General features: G+C 40.0%; 23 protein-coding genes. 13 read left to right on the top strand and 10 right to left on the bottom strand.

Features of this window, described 5'->3' with window-relative positions; translation table 11 throughout:
* Nucleotides 1-19 precede the first annotated feature (19 nt).
* Nucleotides 20-634, top strand: a complete 615-nt coding sequence (locus BLCOC_RS15220) for a DJ-1/PfpI family protein (protein ID WP_115622660.1) — start codon at nucleotides 20-22, stop codon at nucleotides 632-634.
* Between the two features lie 13 nt (nucleotides 635-647).
* Nucleotides 648-836, top strand: a complete 189-nt coding sequence (locus tag BLCOC_RS15225) for a cysteine-rich KTR domain-containing protein (protein ID WP_115622661.1) — start codon at nucleotides 648-650, stop codon at nucleotides 834-836.
* Nucleotides 837-939: 103 nt separating this feature from the next.
* On the opposite strand, the gene BLCOC_RS15230 is transcribed toward BLCOC_RS15225, so the two are convergent.
* Together BLCOC_RS15230 and BLCOC_RS15235 are read right to left on the bottom strand one after the other, a co-directional pair.
* Nucleotides 940-999, bottom strand: coding sequence for a hypothetical protein (locus BLCOC_RS15230; protein WP_416387590.1), 60 nt, complete (start codon nucleotides 997-999; stop codon nucleotides 940-942).
* Between the two features lie 184 nt (nucleotides 1000-1183).
* Entirely contained in the window at nucleotides 1184-1510 is a 327-nt protein-coding gene (locus tag BLCOC_RS15235; RefSeq protein WP_115622662.1) for a helix-turn-helix transcriptional regulator, read from the bottom strand.
* A 521-nt stretch (nucleotides 1511-2031) separates the two neighbouring features.
* Between BLCOC_RS15235 and BLCOC_RS15240 the strand changes: the two genes are divergently transcribed.
* The 4 genes from BLCOC_RS15240 (at nucleotide 2032) to BLCOC_RS15255 (ending at nucleotide 4551) form a co-directional block, all read left to right on the top strand.
* Entirely contained in the window at nucleotides 2032-2451 is a 420-nt protein-coding gene (locus BLCOC_RS15240; protein ID WP_115622663.1) for an RNA polymerase sigma factor, read from the top strand.
* Between the two features lie 3 nt (nucleotides 2452-2454).
* Nucleotides 2455-2703: a helix-turn-helix domain-containing protein gene (locus BLCOC_RS15245; protein WP_115622664.1), complete on the top strand. Its 249-nt coding sequence runs from the start codon at nucleotides 2455-2457 to the stop codon at nucleotides 2701-2703.
* A gap of 375 nt (nucleotides 2704-3078) precedes the next feature.
* A complete protein-coding gene (locus BLCOC_RS15250; protein WP_002347229.1) occupies nucleotides 3079-3282 on the top strand; it encodes an excisionase in 204 nt (67 codons plus the stop codon).
* A gap of 78 nt (nucleotides 3283-3360) precedes the next feature.
* The gene (locus tag BLCOC_RS15255; protein ID WP_115622665.1) at nucleotides 3361-4551 is read left to right on the top strand and encodes a site-specific integrase; all 1191 of its coding nucleotides are present in this window, start codon (nucleotides 3361-3363) and stop codon (nucleotides 4549-4551) included.
* Between the two features lie 197 nt (nucleotides 4552-4748).
* Here BLCOC_RS15255 and BLCOC_RS15260 read toward each other — a convergent pair whose 3' ends face one another.
* On the bottom strand, nucleotides 4749-5240 hold the full coding sequence (locus tag BLCOC_RS15260) for a hypothetical protein (RefSeq protein ID WP_115625410.1): 492 nt from the start codon (nucleotides 5238-5240) through the stop codon (nucleotides 4749-4751).
* A 197-nt stretch (nucleotides 5241-5437) separates the two neighbouring features.
* Here BLCOC_RS15260 and BLCOC_RS15265 point away from each other — a divergent pair, with 197 nt between their 5' ends.
* Complete coding sequence (locus tag BLCOC_RS15265; RefSeq protein ID WP_115622667.1) at nucleotides 5438-5698, top strand: helix-turn-helix transcriptional regulator; 261 nt, start codon at nucleotides 5438-5440, stop codon at nucleotides 5696-5698.
* Entirely contained in the window at nucleotides 5673-6128 is a 456-nt protein-coding gene (gene def, locus BLCOC_RS15270) for a peptide deformylase (RefSeq protein WP_115622668.1), read from the top strand. Before BLCOC_RS15265 ends, def begins: the two co-directional genes overlap by 26 nt.
* Before the next feature lie 10 nt (nucleotides 6129-6138).
* On the opposite strand, the gene BLCOC_RS15275 is transcribed toward def, so the two are convergent.
* The 7 genes from BLCOC_RS15275 to BLCOC_RS15305 form a co-directional block, all read right to left on the bottom strand.
* Nucleotides 6139-6846, bottom strand: coding sequence for a DUF5131 family protein (locus BLCOC_RS15275; protein WP_115622669.1), 708 nt, complete (start codon nucleotides 6844-6846; stop codon nucleotides 6139-6141).
* 249 nt (nucleotides 6847-7095) lie between these two features.
* Nucleotides 7096-7950 carry a MerR family transcriptional regulator gene (locus BLCOC_RS15280; protein ID WP_018598121.1) on the bottom strand — a complete coding sequence of 285 codons (855 nt, stop codon included), beginning with the start codon at nucleotides 7948-7950 and terminating at the stop codon, nucleotides 7096-7098.
* A gap of 121 nt (nucleotides 7951-8071) precedes the next feature.
* Nucleotides 8072-8572 carry a GyrI-like domain-containing protein gene (locus BLCOC_RS15285; RefSeq protein ID WP_115622670.1) on the bottom strand — a complete coding sequence of 167 codons (501 nt, stop codon included), beginning with the start codon at nucleotides 8570-8572 and terminating at the stop codon, nucleotides 8072-8074.
* Nucleotides 8573-8676: 104 nt separating this feature from the next.
* Nucleotides 8677-9045: a helix-turn-helix transcriptional regulator gene (locus BLCOC_RS15290; RefSeq protein ID WP_115622671.1), complete on the bottom strand. Its 369-nt coding sequence runs from the start codon at nucleotides 9043-9045 to the stop codon at nucleotides 8677-8679.
* Between the two features lie 181 nt (nucleotides 9046-9226).
* A complete protein-coding gene (locus BLCOC_RS15295; RefSeq protein WP_029471672.1) occupies nucleotides 9227-9643 on the bottom strand; it encodes a pyridoxamine 5'-phosphate oxidase family protein in 417 nt (138 codons plus the stop codon).
* Between the two features lie 80 nt (nucleotides 9644-9723).
* A complete protein-coding gene (locus BLCOC_RS15300) occupies nucleotides 9724-10080 on the bottom strand; it encodes a winged helix-turn-helix transcriptional regulator (RefSeq protein ID WP_018598117.1) in 357 nt (118 codons plus the stop codon).
* A 131-nt stretch (nucleotides 10081-10211) separates the two neighbouring features.
* A complete protein-coding gene (locus BLCOC_RS15305; protein ID WP_018598116.1) occupies nucleotides 10212-10754 on the bottom strand; it encodes a helix-turn-helix domain-containing protein in 543 nt (180 codons plus the stop codon).
* A 216-nt stretch (nucleotides 10755-10970) separates the two neighbouring features.
* On the opposite strand from BLCOC_RS15305, the gene BLCOC_RS15310 reads away from it, so the two are divergent.
* The 5 genes from BLCOC_RS15310 to BLCOC_RS15330 all read left to right on the top strand — a co-directional run bounded on the left by BLCOC_RS15310 (nucleotide 10971) and on the right by BLCOC_RS15330 (nucleotide 15716).
* Complete coding sequence (locus tag BLCOC_RS15310; protein ID WP_029468887.1) at nucleotides 10971-11552, top strand: LysE family transporter; 582 nt, start codon at nucleotides 10971-10973, stop codon at nucleotides 11550-11552.
* Between the two features lie 215 nt (nucleotides 11553-11767).
* Nucleotides 11768-12421: a TetR/AcrR family transcriptional regulator gene (locus BLCOC_RS15315; protein ID WP_029468886.1), complete on the top strand. Its 654-nt coding sequence runs from the start codon at nucleotides 11768-11770 to the stop codon at nucleotides 12419-12421.
* Between the two features lie 58 nt (nucleotides 12422-12479).
* On the top strand, nucleotides 12480-13535 hold the full coding sequence (locus BLCOC_RS15320; RefSeq protein WP_226827921.1) for an alpha/beta fold hydrolase: 1056 nt from the start codon (nucleotides 12480-12482) through the stop codon (nucleotides 13533-13535).
* Between the two features lie 142 nt (nucleotides 13536-13677).
* On the top strand, nucleotides 13678-14409 hold the full coding sequence (locus BLCOC_RS15325; protein WP_115622674.1) for a LytR/AlgR family response regulator transcription factor: 732 nt from the start codon (nucleotides 13678-13680) through the stop codon (nucleotides 14407-14409).
* Nucleotides 14394-15716 (top strand): sensor histidine kinase, encoded by a 1323-nt coding sequence (locus BLCOC_RS15330; RefSeq protein ID WP_242998959.1) that lies wholly within the window; start codon nucleotides 14394-14396, stop codon nucleotides 15714-15716. Before BLCOC_RS15325 ends, BLCOC_RS15330 begins: the two co-directional genes overlap by 16 nt.
* The last annotated feature ends 86 nt before the right edge of the window (nucleotides 15717-15802 follow it).

A 15802-nucleotide genomic window follows, 5' to 3' on the forward strand; every position in this document is an offset into this window, starting at 1 on the left:
AATATAAGGAGATGTAAAAATGAAAAAAGTATATGTATATTTATTGAACGACATGGCAGAATGTGAAATTGGTTATATTTTACAAGCGTTCAGTATGGAAAAATTATTAAAAAATGGAACAAAAGAATTTGAAGTAAAGACAGTTGCTTTTAATAAAGAGCCTATCTTAACTTTAGGCGGATTAACTATTATTCCAGATTATACTATATCAGAAGTTGATTTCAGCACTACTACAGCTTTACTTTTGCCGGGTTCTTCTGCTTGGGGAAATAAAGAAAATCAAGAAATATTGAGAAAAGCACAAGAATGTTTGAATAACAATATTTTAGTCGGTGCTATTTGTGGGGCAACGCTTGCACTTGCTGATTATGGTATATTAGATAAATTTAAACATACAAGCAATTCTCTGGAATATCTAAATTTCTTTTCAAAAAACTATGCAGGACAGAGCTTATATATTTGTTCTAATTCTGTTTTAGACAGAAACTTAGTAACAGCAAGTTCAGCAGGTTCATTAGAATGGACAAAAAATATCTTAAAGAGCCTTAATGTATATTCTGATAAGAAAATTACTGCCTTTTACAATTACTATTCAACGGGGAATGCGAAGTATTATGATGAACTTTTAAAATAAAGGTGGTGTTTGTTTGGATAAACAATCATGGGTATTATGTCCCATTTGCAATAATAAGACACGAACTAAAGTACGAGAAGATACGGAGCTTGTAAATTTTCCTTTGTTCTGTCCAAAGTGCAAAATGGAAACTTTAATCAATATAAAGTATGGAAAAGTAACTATTATCAAAGAGCCAGACGCAAAGACGCAGAGCCGATAATTTGTAGGTTATTGTAACTTATAGATTGTCGGCTTTTATTTGTTACCTGCGAAGCAGATCAGCAAATAAAAGTGTCAAAGACAAAAAGAAAACAAGAAGCTGATTACTTCTTGCTCTCTCTGCTGTTCAAGATACCGTCAATCGTACCTTGAATAATTTTCAATTCGTTATCATGTTGATCAGCACATTATAATATGCCATTTTCAGAAAAATAAATAGTGCAGAAATAATACGGGGATCTTCCATCCCCGAACCCCTGGAATCCTTGTTATAACAGTAATAGAAAAAATTATTACCGTTATAACAAGGCTAAAAATGGGATATTTTAATTTTCCGAATTCTGCAAATTATGGCATCAAATAAAATGCGTTGTAACAGTTATCACTCAATAAATCAAGTGCTGTTTCTATCTGACGGCGAGCTGTGCTTTTATCCACTTTTTCTGGCGGATAGAAATATTCATCAACAGATATATTGAACATGGTAACTAAATCATGGAATAGTTGAAAACTTGGGTGTGAACCTACATTTTCAATATCAGCGATATGGCGTTCTCCATAGAATACCTTGTTGCCTAAATCATTACGTGACAGCCCTGCTCTTTCACGGGCTTCTCTGATTGCCAGCCCTAACGGTCTGAAATCAAAAGTATGTGTTTCTTTTGTTTTTCTCATATTAAACCACCTAGCATGAGTTTATACCTCATGTTATGTAATTAGAATGTGTTATAAATGCATATATTATGCAGTGATAACTCAAAAGGTGTCATTGTAACGGAAAATAAAAAAAACCGTTCTAAAATGATATACTTTTGTGCGTCTTGAAATAATAACGGGGCGGTTTTGGATATAACCAGAGCTGTCCTTTTTCATTTGTGCTTCAAGGTATAGCTCTGCTAAAGGGGGCTACACCATGATTGCATACGGAAGAACGCTTCGCCGTTCTCAACTGGATAATTATTTCTGTCTAGTCTTACAATCATCATACCCTTTACAAGAATTAAAAATTCATATATATAGCATTTATAAAGCAGTCCGTTTGTGTACTTACATTCACACGGGCTGTTTTTGTTTTCTTAAAAAGTTTTTTCGATTTTTTCTGGTATCAACTTAACAAATCACACCTGCTATTCCCTATATGGTGCGGAAAGAGGGATAAACACTTTTCACGTCATAACGGAAAGGGGGTGAGATTGATGAAACCGTCTGACTTCCAGAAAACTGTTCAATGCCGTTTTGAAAGTTGTTTGAAGAAAGTTGTCCGTCATGTTGTTAAAGACTACCAGCAAGGATTGAAGCGAAGAAAAGAGAAAGAAATTTCTTTTTGTGAACTTCCAGAAATCATTGTGGAAAAGCTGGCTGTCTGGGACGACTACGAAACAGATTATACGATTTTCAACGTATGCGGTAATGATATTCGTGTCTATGATGATGAATTGGCAGAAGCCTTGAAACAGTTATCCGAACGTAATCGAGAAACTTTGCTGATGTATTACTTTTTGGAAATGAACAATGAAGAAATCGCAAAAAAGCAAAATATTTCCAGAAGCGGAGTTTTTCAGAACCGCCACAATTCATTGGCACTTATGAGAAAACTATTAAAGGAGAAACGATAGCAAATGAAACACAAATTTAAGAAGCCGTCCTACTACTTGCTTTCGCAGGCTATGGACGGGGACGAAAAAGCGATTGAAAAGATACTGGCATTTTATGACCCGTACATATCAAAGTGCTGTCTGCGTCCTCTCTATGATGAATATGGAAATGTCTATATCGTTGTAGATATGGAATTGAAAGGACTTATCAGAGAAGCACTTATCAAAATGATTTTAGGGTTTGAGATTGCCTTAGAAATCGAAGAAGAATAACAAGCAGTAACCGCAGAGCATGATTTGTTCAATCCCCTCTTTCCTGCTCTGCCACCTGCTTTTACATGAAAGCAACATGCTTTCGCCACAGCTCTTTGAAAACTGAATAAAGCAGACAGATACGTTTGTGAGATAGAGAGCCACGGGGACTGTACGCCACGACCTTTCCAGAAGAAAGCGAGCGACCCACGCAGTGATCCGAGAGCGACTGTTGGAAAAGTCGTTTTGCCACGACCTATCCTCACAGAATAATGATACGTCCGCATGGTGCGGTTCTGCCCACAAGAATGGGAATAGTTGAGATACTAACGGAGCTTTCCAAAGCCGTCTGCCTGCTTGTAAAAAATGACACACAGTAAAGGGGGTGCATAGATTATGAACAATACTGATGTGCCTATCTGGGAAAAATATACGCTGACGATTGAAGAAGCGTCCAAATACTTCCGTATTGGCGAAAAGAAATTGCGTAAATTAGCCGAAGAAAATCTTGACGCTGGCTGGGTTATCGTGAACGGTAATCGTATTCAGATTAAGCGAAAACAATTTGAAAAAATCATAGATACATTGGACGAAATCTAATGTCATTGAGCCGTAGATATGGTATAATAAGGTATAGCGTATCACGGCTCATTCCATGACGGAAAGGAGCTTTACACTATGTCTAATGTGAAACGGAAAGACAGTAAAAATCGCAATTTGCGTAATGGAGAGAGCCAGCGAAAAGACGGAAGATACGTTTATAAATATACCGATATATACGGAAAGCCACAGTTTATCTATTCTTGGAAACTTGTACCGACAGACAAGACACCTGCTGGAAAGCGTGATGATATATCGTTGAGGGAAAAAGAAGCACAGATAAAAAAAGACCTTAACGACGGTATCGACACAGTCGGCGGTAAAATGACAGTCTGCCAGCTCTATGACAAGAAGAACAGCCAAAGAAAGAACATCAAGAGGGCTACTGAAAAAGGACGACAGTATCTTATGAACGCTCTGAAAAATGACCCGTTGGGTATGAGGGCGATTGATACCGTCAAACAGTCGGACGCTAAAGAATGGGCTATCAGAATGAGTGAAAAAGGATATGCCTATAAAACGATTGATAACTATAAGCGTTCCTTGAAAGCGTCATTTTACATGGCGATACAAGACGACTGTATCAGAAAGAACCCATTTGAATTTAAACTAAGTGATGTTCTGGAAGATGATACGGAGCAGAAAGTTATCCTTACACCAGAGCAGGAAGAACGCCTGCTTGCCTTTATGGAAACGGACAAGATTTACAGTAAGTATTATGATGAGGTTGTACTTCTTCTGGAAACGGGACTTCGTATTTCTGAATTTTGCGGACTGACGACGCATATTGATATGCAGAACAGAATACTCAATATAGACCACCAACTATTGAAAGATAGCGAAATCGGCTACTATATTGAAACGCCAAAGACCAAAAACGGAAAACGAGAACTTCCATTGACAGAACGGGCTTATCAAGCAATCCAAAGAATACTAAAGAACAGAGGAAAGGCACAACCGCTGATTGTAGATGGTTACAGCAATTTCCTATTCTTGAACCGTGAGGGCTTGCCTAAAATTGCAGGAAACTATGAGGGCATGGTGCGAGGACTGATTAAGAAGTATAACAAGTATCACACGGACAAGTTACCGAACATCACACCACATTCATTCCGACATACTTACTGTACAAATATGGCAAACAGAGGAATGAACCCAAATACTCTGCAATATCTCATGGGACACGCTAACATAACCATGACACTTGGCTATTACGCACACGGTACATTTCAATCTGCAAAAGCGGAGCTGGAAAGACTGGCTTGCTAATATCGGAGCTTATATTTACTACTCATTTACTACTTTTGGTTGCATTTTCATGCTGGTAAATGCCAGCTTATGCAAGGTATCTTCCAAAAAGAAAATACCGATAAAGCCCTAAAATACGGGATATATCGGCATTTACCAACTTATGAAAAGATAATCAGAAATTTAGTAAGTTTTTATAGAAAAATATTGCCTGAATCCTACTGCTCATATTTAGATTTTTCCCATGCTTCTACTTCATGTAATAATAAGGTCCGGATCCATGGATTGTTTTGAGGGCAGACCATAAACAGAAAGGCGCTGCTGCGGCATTTCTGACAGTGTTCGCCCTTCAGCCAAAAGTCATACCCCATCGAACATTTTGGATTACAGGCATCCGGATCCGCCATGCGTTTACATATGGGTGCTTTCTGAATGGTGTGTATCATTTCATCCGGCAGTGTTTCCAGCACGCTTTCATAGTCATTTACATGAACTCCGTAAATTCGCACAAGCATTCCCTTTTTTCTAAACACATAATTGGCAACTGTCTTTTTATTATATGTGTAAGAAACCATATAACCGCTTTTTGCCGTCTTAATCTCTATCTTACATCCATAGTCCATTAATTTGTCATGCAGCTCCTTCACAAAATCCTGATTCTCTGCTGGGACTGTAGCAATAAAATCCTGAAATTCTATCTTCTTATCCATAATCACCAATTCCTCCCTATTTTTCTTTGACTGTGATTCTCCCATTATATCTTATAAGGCAAAATATTTCCTCTCTTTTTGTGCACCATTCGGATAGGTTTTCTTTGGATTTTGGAAAAAGCATTTGTAAGGTTGACATTACACAAAACGTCGAGTATACTGTATGTAAGGTAAACCCGATAGATGGGAGGATTTAAATGAAAAATAGGATCAAGGAATTAAGGGAACAAAAGGGGCTGACCCAGGAACAATTAGGCGAAATGGTTGGAGCCTCAAGACAGGCGATCAATGCCATAGAAACAGAAAAATTTGAGCCATCCATCTGGCTTGCACATGACATTTCAAAGATATTTGATCGTTCTATCGAAGAGGTTTTTTTATTTGATGAAAGCCAGCGAAAATCAAGAGCTGACAGCAGCAGGAGGGATAAAAATGGCAGCAAGGAACATTCGGTATGATAATGACCCCATATTGAGAAAAAAATGTAAAGAAGTAAAAGTCATTGATGACAAAACCCGACAGATTCTGGACGATATGCTTGAAACATTACATAAAACTGAAAATGGAGCAGCTTTAGCAGCTAACCAGGTAGGGGTATTAAAACGGTTAGTTGTGATTGATTATTGTGATACTCTGCTCAAGCTGGTAAATCCTAAAATCATCGGATGCAGCGGCGTTCAGGAATGTATCGAGGGCTGCCTTAGTTTTCCAAACCGTTTTGTTAAAACTATCCGCCCTCAAAAAGTTATCATTCAAGCGCAAAATGAATACGGAAAAGAAATTCTAGTCACCGGCGAAGATGAAATGGCAAAATGCTTTTGCCATGAATTAGAGCACTTAGACGGAGAAATCTTTTTAGATAAAGCTGTTGAGGAAATACTGCAATAACCGCTTTCCCCTAAAAATTAATATTCGCTTTTTTTGCCTGACTGCACAGATCCCGTACATTGAGGGTATATGTCTTCCCATCTTTTATAAAATGGGTTCCGCACTGGCGGAATTCAAAATGAGCCTCATGAGAAATACATTGTTCCCGGATATCCAGAACCCAGTCATAGTCAAGAGGACGGGCCATTTTATCAGACTCTCCGCCGACCACCACTAATTCAACTTCTTCCAGATAGGGTTCCAGATTTACTCTTTCGATCAAGGGCTGGCATATAATATTTTTATGCTTGATAGGAAGCTCCCTGAATATGGATAATCTGTAATCTGCACGGTCCTGGTTTTCTACGGTACATCCAACCGTTACATTTTCATACCCGTCCTTCCAGTCATCTGGAATGCAGTCCCGGAACCGCTCAATCCGTTTGGTCAGAAAAATGAAATGAAGATCCGAACGATTCCGGATCATCTGCCAGCATTCCTCCCGCCAGGCATCCGCTTCCTCGATCAGGAAATCCGTGGAAAAGCAAAGGTAAACTACCTGCCCGGATTTCATTTTGTATGCGCCCGATTTATTCTTTGCAGCAGGAGCGTAAAATTTGTCTGTTTTTATAATTTTGCCGGTGTCAACACCCCTTCTCAAATCACCTTTGTGAATATAACAATATCTGCATCCCTCACTGTATTTATGACAGCCGCGCCATGGATTCCACATAGCCATAAAATCACCTCTCATTTGCAATGGACTTTTTATAGGAGACAAGTATGTAATCGATTATATCATCTCCAATGAAAACCCTAACAGTAACCACCCCTTATTGACCACAGACTCCCTCAGGCACAATCGCGATTTCTCATAGTACATTTTTTCCAAAAGAAGGAAAAAGCATTACTGTTTTTAACAGGCAGTCCTGCTTTAGCAGTAATGCTTTTCCATGGATCTTTCTATTCCATTTTTCTTTCGTATGCCTTACTTTTCAGTTTTATAAAAGTTCTGCAGAGCCTGCCCGATAAAGAGAGTGCTGCCCTCTCCGTACACTGCATCCAACTGTTTCTGCATTTCCACATTATTTACATATTTCTCTGCCATATCCAGCATAAATGCAGTGACATCTTCCATCTGGTAAAGCTGTTTGGACACGAAGTCCATCTCTCCCACTATTTCTTTCACTTCAAGCGTATTGACGTCACTGCCCGCCTTGGCTGCCAATTTTTTTGTTACCTGGTCCAGTCTTTTCCCATAGGCCGCAACGATTTTCGCATTATCAGGATTTGTGGCAGCATTTTTTGCGCTCTCTTTATCCCCATACCATTCCACCACTTTAGCCAAATTTTTCTGTGCCTCTTCGCTGGACGCATTATCCAGGAAATGATTCCGAAATGCTTCCATACTGCCATATTCTTTTACGAAGATTTCCTTTTGTTCGACTGTCATGTTGCTCTCTATATCACGGTACATCTGTTCCATATCTGCTTTACTGAAAATTCCAAAATCCATCTTGTTATCTCCTTTCAAAATGTCTTCAATGCTAGCAATGATTCGTTCCAATCTCTCTTTTTTTAATTCCAGCATTCTTTTTTGGCCAGTTAATAATTGTTCTTTATCCAGAGCAGGATTTTCTAAAATCAGCTTGATCTGTTTCAATGGCAGATCAAGCTCCCGAAAAAACAGTATCTGCTGTAAAGTTTCCAGGGCTTTATCGTCATAAAGCCGGTATCCCGCCTCAGTGAGAACGGATGGTTTTAACAATCCGATCTCATCATAATAGTGAAGCGTGCGTACGCTGATACCTGTCAGGTTTGAAACCTCTTTTACTGTCCTCATCTGTTTTTCCTCCCTGTTCTTGATAACTTTATCCTAGCCTATGACGTGACGTGAGAGTCAATAGATTTTTTAATTTTTTTCAGGCACACATAAAAGCCTCCGATAGAAGTGAATCATATTGCTATTTTTCTTTGACCGCGATCCATACTTCAGCCTTCCCGTCTTCTCCATAGAATTCAATATCCGGTGCCCCTGATTTCATCCTGCCGGTAATATAACCTTTATTTAACGGTTTATATTTGGACTTTGGAAGCCATTTCATGATTGCCTGAGCCTCTGTTTTTCCTATAGTTTCCTGCGTACAAGGGAAAACTGCCCAGGTTCCGGCCGGCACGATGTATTCTGACAGCCCGTCATACACATCACGGCCACTTGGAACCGCAATGATATATGCAAATTTTCTGGAATCCTTTTGGTCCGTGTTATAAATATTTATGCCCAATAATCCGTAAGGCTCCTGATCTGCTGATTCCATCAATTGTTTTTCAAATCCATGCTTCTTTATTTTTGCCCAGTGTAAAGGAATGGCTTTTCTCCCCTCTCCTTTCCGGTTTATGGTCTGTATCGAGTAACCGATAACACGAAAGCTGTCTCTCGTTTCTATGCGAAATGGTAAATCCATAGGCCTTTCCTCCTGTTTTATATTTCTTTTCCAATCTGTTATTGGTATCCATACCTGCTCAAATGCTCTGTCGTATGAGCTATCAAAGCTGTATCATTGCATTTTCAAACCACCTGCATTTTCGGCACAACCCGTAACTGCCTGTCCCCGCTTCTGGCTTCCTTTGGCGTCATTCCATGAAATTTCCGGAATGCCTTTGTAAAAGACGTAGGGGAATCATACCCATATTGATAGCTGATATCAATCACCCTCTTATCTGTGCTCTTTAGATCATGGCCCGCTAAAGTTAGTTTTCTGGAACGGATATACGCTGAAAAGCTGATACCATTCATATAGAAAAATACCTTTTGGAAAGAATCAAAGGAACACCCGGCAAGCTCTGATACTTCCTGTTGATCCATCGGTCCCTGTTTCCGCTGCAGGTGGTCCTCTGCATAATCAATGATCAACTGCAATCTCTCATTCCACTCCATGCTTCTGCCCCTTTCTTCATTATGGTCGTTTCATTATATCTTATAAGGCAGAACATTTCCTCTCTTTTTGTGCACCATTCGGATAGACTGTATAGACACAGGCAGGCTGTCAATGTTGAGCGGAAACCCATTTACCTGCCATTGACAGCCTGCCTGTTCTTGCTGTTTATCATACAAAATATTAAATTTTAAAATCCTCTGAGTGAAAATTACTATAATATCTCCCTCTTATGGCTGTGAATTTCAGAACGCAATAATCAGGATCTGTCACACCTTCTTTATAATACATGGTGTCACCTTCCCGCCATAACAATTCCTTAGCCTCTTTTGTCTCTAATACCTCTACAGTTCCGGCCAAACTTGCTCCGCAAAAGAAACGCTGGTTTACAAAATAAATACTGGCTCTTGGATTTTCACGAAAAAATCTCACTTTGTTTGAAGATGTATTTGTGTGAAACCAAAATACATTGATTCCCTCCCGAACCCTGGGCTTCAACATCGCCTTTGTGATCGGAAATCCCTCCTGATCAATATAACTGATAAAAACTGTACTGCATTTATCTGCCATATTTCCTATGGTCTGCTCTGGATTATTCATCATAATAAATCTTCTCCTGTTTTTATTTTATTCTAACAGGACAAGAAGCTCTTGTACATTACACACTTTTTTGTGTGTATCTACAGCAGACCTTTGTTTTTCAGAAATTCTTCCTTACCGTCCTCCATCATCAGCTCAATTCCAACTTCCTGCATAGCGGCAATAATCCTTACCATTCGTTTTCCTTTATCCGTGAGAGAGTATTCTACTTTAAGGGGATAGCCCTCATACTGTTCTTTTTGTACCATGCCAAAATTCTGCAGTTCCCCTAAATGCTGCAACAGCATTTTCTGTCCAACTCCGGCGATATCCTTCTGCAAAGTTGAAAGGGAAGCCGGAGCTTTCCCCAACTGCCATAATATAATGGGCTTCCATTTTCCGCGGATAATATCGTGCGTCAATTCCAATGGGCATGTATAACTATCCCGTAGTTTCATGTATTTTCCTCCGTAACTTTAGACTTCTTTACAGTGCTGAAGCCCGCCGCACCATAGTCGGCACCGGCCGCAGGCTGAAAGTCCCGGCTGACATTTTTTGGTGTCAAAGCACTGATTTTCAAACGATACTGTCAGGGGTTAAAAAGTATCATGTGTAATTCAGCCGATTCATTCCCCACATTTTTGTACGAATGAACCGTATCCGCTTTAAATCGTATGCTCTCGCCCTTTCCGATCACGAAATTCTGACCGTCAGCATAAATTTCAATCTTCCCTGTAAAGATTGTAATAAATTCAGTGGTCCCCTTTAAGTGTGGCTCAGACTCCCAATAACTGCCCTCGTCTAATTCCAGATAATATACTGCAAACCTGCGGTTTTCATCGTCGGGGAAAATGGAATAATTTTTTACTTTTCCGCCATCTTCAAGCAAAGGCTGAACTTCTGATGTTTTTACAATCTCATAGGGACTCTTCGGACGAACGGTCAAAGCGTCAAACGGTACTTTCATTCCATTTGAAATCTTCCATAATGTGGATATTGTCGGATTCCCGTCCCCACGTTCTATTTGTGCAAGCATACTCTTACTGACACCGCTCAGCTTTGCAAGCTCGTCCATGCTTAATTTATTCTCTTCACGCAGCCGCTTAATATTTTTAGCCACAATCATATTCATTGAATCCAAAAAGTTTCCGCCTCCTCTTGACAGTATACTGCACTAGTCGTATTATTATATCGTACCAGTGCATTATAATAACCATTTTGTATCATTATACAATTTTACTTTATGTTTGTAAAGAGGAAAGAAATTTCTTTGTGATTTCAACTCAAAAAAAGCAAAAGAAAGAGAATTGTGACTATTTATTATTGTTAAATGAAAACGGAGGTTAATATGTTACATTTATATGATTTTCTGATTTACTGTTTTATTACAGCATACACACCAGGCGCAAACAATCTTCTCTCCATGAGTAATGCAATACGACTGGGGTTTTTGCAAAGTGTGCGTTTCAACCTTGGCATACTGGCCGGATTTACAGTGGTTATGTCTGTTTGTACCGCTTTTAGCGCAACGCTTTATTCGTATCTCCCCAAAGTAAAAATTGTCATGCAGATATTAGGCGCTGCTTATATGCTGTACCTTGCGTGGAAAGTCTGGAAAAGTTCTTCTGAACTAAATGCAGACGGCGGAAAAGAGGCCAGCTTCTTTTCCGGCATGGTATTGCAATTTGCCAATCCTAAAATTTACATCTATGCAATTACCGCAATGTCGCTTTATATTCTGCCGGTCTATCATTCCCTTTCGGCATTGATAGGGTTTACTGTTATATTATCTTTAATCGGTGCCTCCGGTTCTTTTGTGTGGGCCTTGTTCGGATCGGCATTTTGCAAATTCTTCTCGAAACACACAAAAACAGTAAATATGATCATGGCTCTTTTGCTTGCTTATTGCGCTGTTTCTTTATTCCTTTAATAAAGGATTGCTGTGTCTCATATCCGGCAAAAAGGGGCAGTCCCATGATATTCTTATCCATAAATACCAGCAAGAGTTTTCACAATTCTTGCTGTTTTTTCTTTATTTCTTTTTTATTCAAATTGACATCATGTCATTTTTATATTGACAACTGTATGGACATGATCTATACTCAAATTGACACAGCGTCATTTTGCAAACAGGGGGAACACTATATGCCGAAAGTCACAGAAGAATATCTAAAAGAGAAAAGAAAATATATTCTGGAATGTACCGGTGAGATATTAAAAGAAAAACCGTTATATACCGTAACTATGCGTGACATTATCAAAAAAGCCGGCTTCAGCCAGGGGATCATTTATCATTACTATGCAAGTTTGGATGACATCTATGTAGATTATATCAACAGTATCACTGCCTGCCCTTTATTGGAACAGAACATTGACACATTGTTACACTCGGAGCTGACAGAAAAAGAAATCGTCTCCGAATGCATTATTGCCATCGGCAGGTATATTGAAGAATTGCTAACATCTGTCGGCGGCAGAACCTGCTTTGAATTAACCGTTTTCTATGCTTACGATATAGAAAAGAGAGCTGCCCTTTTCCCTAAGTTAAAATTCAAGCAAAGTCTTGGGTATGCACAAAATAGGGTGTTAGAGTATGTCTTAAACAATATTGAAAAAGGCATTTTTCACCCACAAATCCCCATCCGCTCCATTGTCATGTTTATAAACAGCTTCATTGACGGAATTGCTCAAAGCGCCGCAACCGGTACAGCAGAAGGGCCTGATGGTTCAGGAGATATCTCCAACATGTTTATGACATTAGCAAAGGCCGTGACCGGCTTTTTGTCAGATGTGAAATAGTGGAACACGTAAAGGTATATCATAAAAAGGCACCTCATAAAAGGAGAAAACATTCATCATGTTATTTTTAATTATCGGGATCATATTTATAAGCTTACTTATCGTCTTTATCAACAGTCCCGGCAAGCTTCCGCCGTTAAAAGATACGCAGGGCAATAAGATTCAAGGTTCTATATCAGAAAAAGTATGGATTGATGTCAATGGGATCAGACAAGGTATGTTTATTCGGGGAGAGAATTCCCAAAATCCAATTGTACTGTATCTTCATGGCGGCCCCGGCACACCGATGCTGCAGTTTATTACCTATTTAGAAAAAGAGGTACGCCTTGAAAAGTATTTTACAGTCTGCTACTGGGAGCAGCGCGGTTCGGGAATGACATATCATAAATCAACGGATCCCTCCACTATGACGGCAGAGCAAATGGTGGAGGATACGCGCCAGGTGACCGAATACCTGAAATCCCGCTTTGGACAAGATAAAATATACCTCATTGGCCACTCCTGGGGATCATACCTTGGCGTCAAAACCATAGAGAAATATCCTGAGGATTACCTTGCGTATGTTGGTATCGGTCAGGTGACGAATCAAGTGGAATCGGAACGATTGGCCTATGAATTTATGCGAAAGCATGCACAGGAAATACATGATCAGGATGTGATCAAACAACTGGAAAAGTATAATCCGTATGACCACTGCTTCCCACAGCTTGATTACCTAGTAAAAGGCAGGACAAAAATGCTGAATAAATACGGGATCGGGCACTTACACCAAGGGCTTTCTCCCACTGACATACCTAAATCGCTCTTTGTGTTTAAGGGATATACAATGATCGAAAAGGTGAACTGGTTTCTCGGTGCTGATTTTTCAATGGTGCATCTGTTTCCGACCGTCTTAGAAGACGATCTCTTTACATCGTCTGCAAAATTTGAAATTCCGTTTTATATTGTTCAAGGTGACTATGATTACATGGTTTCAAGCGTTCTTGCGAAAAAATATTTGGAATCTATTGAGGCTCCCAATAAAGAATTCTTTTCATTTTCAAATTCCGCTCATTCTCCCAACATGGAAGAACCGGAAAAGTTTATTGAGGTGTTCCGTAAAATAACTTCATAAAGTACCGGAAACTGCAGTCTGACATGGTTCAAATAAAATATTCTCATTTACACTAACCACTATATTTCTTGATTTCTCCCGAGAAACAAAGTATATTAAATAATAATATTAATACCCCAAAGCCTGAGAAGGGATGAAGCAGATGAAAAAAATATTATTAGTTGAAGACAATGAATCTGCTGTCAAACGTATACGGCAGTACATTAAAAATATTTCGGCTGACTTAGACATCACTGCGTTTTCCGAAGCAGGGGAAGCGCTGGGATACGCCAGGTCCAACCCCGTCACTTTATTCATCATTGATATACAGTTGGAAGATTATAAAGGAACCCATCTTGCAAAACAGCTTCGGGAACTGCCGGAATATAAATATACACCCATTATTTTTGAAACGGCCTTAGCAGGCGAAGAATTGTCAGCATACCGGGATGTGAAATGTTACGGATTCCTTATAAAGCCTTTTCACGAGACTGAGTTTCAGTCTGTCTTTTGTGATGCCCTGGGACTGTCGGACCGGATCAGCCCTTCTGCAAAAACCATTCGGCTTCAGCAAAAACAGTTCATCCTGGAATACCGTGTGCCGGAGATTGCTTATATAGAGGCATTTGGAAAAAAGGTTATGATCCACACCAACAGCTCCTCGCTTGGTAGAAAATCTGACACTATTTCCGGTTACACACTGGCCGGAATATTGTCGCTTCTGGAGGATCCCTTCTTTGTCCAGTGTCATAGAAGTTATGTGGTAAATACCGCATACATCCAGAAAATAGACAAGACCAAACGGGAAATTATACTAAGGCACTTTCCCGAAACGATCCCCATCGGAAATAAATATCAGTCTGTATTATGGGAGGGATCATGGAAACCATCATAATTGTTCTGCAGCTTTGTTTAGATGCCGCTATGCTTACCCTTTGCTGTGAGTCTGTTTTCCGCACACGGCATACGGCAAAAAGGAAAGACCTCTTTCTCTTTCCTGTCCTTTTTGTGGTCTGTATGGCATCGAGATCCGTAATCACAGCAGGGAACGAATTCCATATCCTATTTCCTTTATCAGGCTTTGAACTGGCGCCTGCAGACAATACCGTTATATTGCTGTTTCTCATGCTTGGCGTACTCTTACTTAACAGCTTATTCTATGGCGCAGAGGATAACGGCTTCGTTTTTTGTGGAACCATGACAGCTTTCTCTGTTTACCTGTCTGTGCGCAGCATAAATGTAGCCTTTTTTGCCCTTTTGGGGGCAGACGGCCCTCTGCTTTCTATGGGAAGCCGCATTGGGTCTGTTCTATTTATTTTTATATTACTCTTTACCCCGGTTTTCTCCTGGTTACAGCGTGCGCTCCGATCAGGCAGCTTCACTGTCCGGCTTATTTCTGCAAGTATTGCCATTTTCATGATCATGACACTCACTGTTTTTTCCTTTGATGTCACAGCTTTTTCGGCACACATGGGAATAACCGCTTCCCTTCTTTTGATCCTTCTTACGGCGGACAGCGTCTTGCTTATTTTCGACCAGCGCAGAGCACAAGAGCGCAGACATATCCACATGATAGAGCAGTATGTACCAATCGTAGAAGAATTGATCTCTCAGGTCCGGGCAAGACAGCATGAATTTAATAACCGTCTGCTTGCCATTGAAACAGCCATTGATTCGGCAAATACACTGGAAGAAGCAAAAGAAAATATATCTCTGCTCACCCAAGGTCTCGGCATAAATCCCAATGACCAGGAGCTGTTATTATGCGACAGCAAGATCATTGCAGGAATGCTTTTCGGCAAAATGAAGCAGGCCGAAGCCTCCGGTGTCCGTATGGAGATGGAACTTCATGGCCTCTTTAAAAAGAGATCAGTACCGGAAACAGAATGGATCGAACTCCTTGGAATCCTGTTGGATAATGCGATTGAAGCTTCTTCCGGGAAAGATGTGATCTATATCAAAAGCCGGCAGTGTGAAAAGTATACGGAACTGCTGGTTTCCAATCCTTTCGCCGCTCTGTCAAATACAGAATTTATGGAATTGTTCCGCAAAGGGACTACAACAAAAAAGGATTCTGCGCTGCATGGCTTCGGCCTGTACAATCTTATGCGTATAACGGAGCGCTACCACGGCAGGATCATCACACGCAATGAATCTGTTGATGGCCGAAACTATGTGGTATTTGGTGTCCTAATGCCATAACATCATATACTTACGGGTACCAATGAGGGCTTTAAGGGAATGAACATATTTTCGTTCCCTTAAAGCCCTCTCTCGTTTCCGGATGA

Source organism: Blautia coccoides (assembly GCF_034355335.1).
Lineage (GTDB): Bacteria > Bacillota > Clostridia > Lachnospirales > Lachnospiraceae > Blautia > Blautia producta.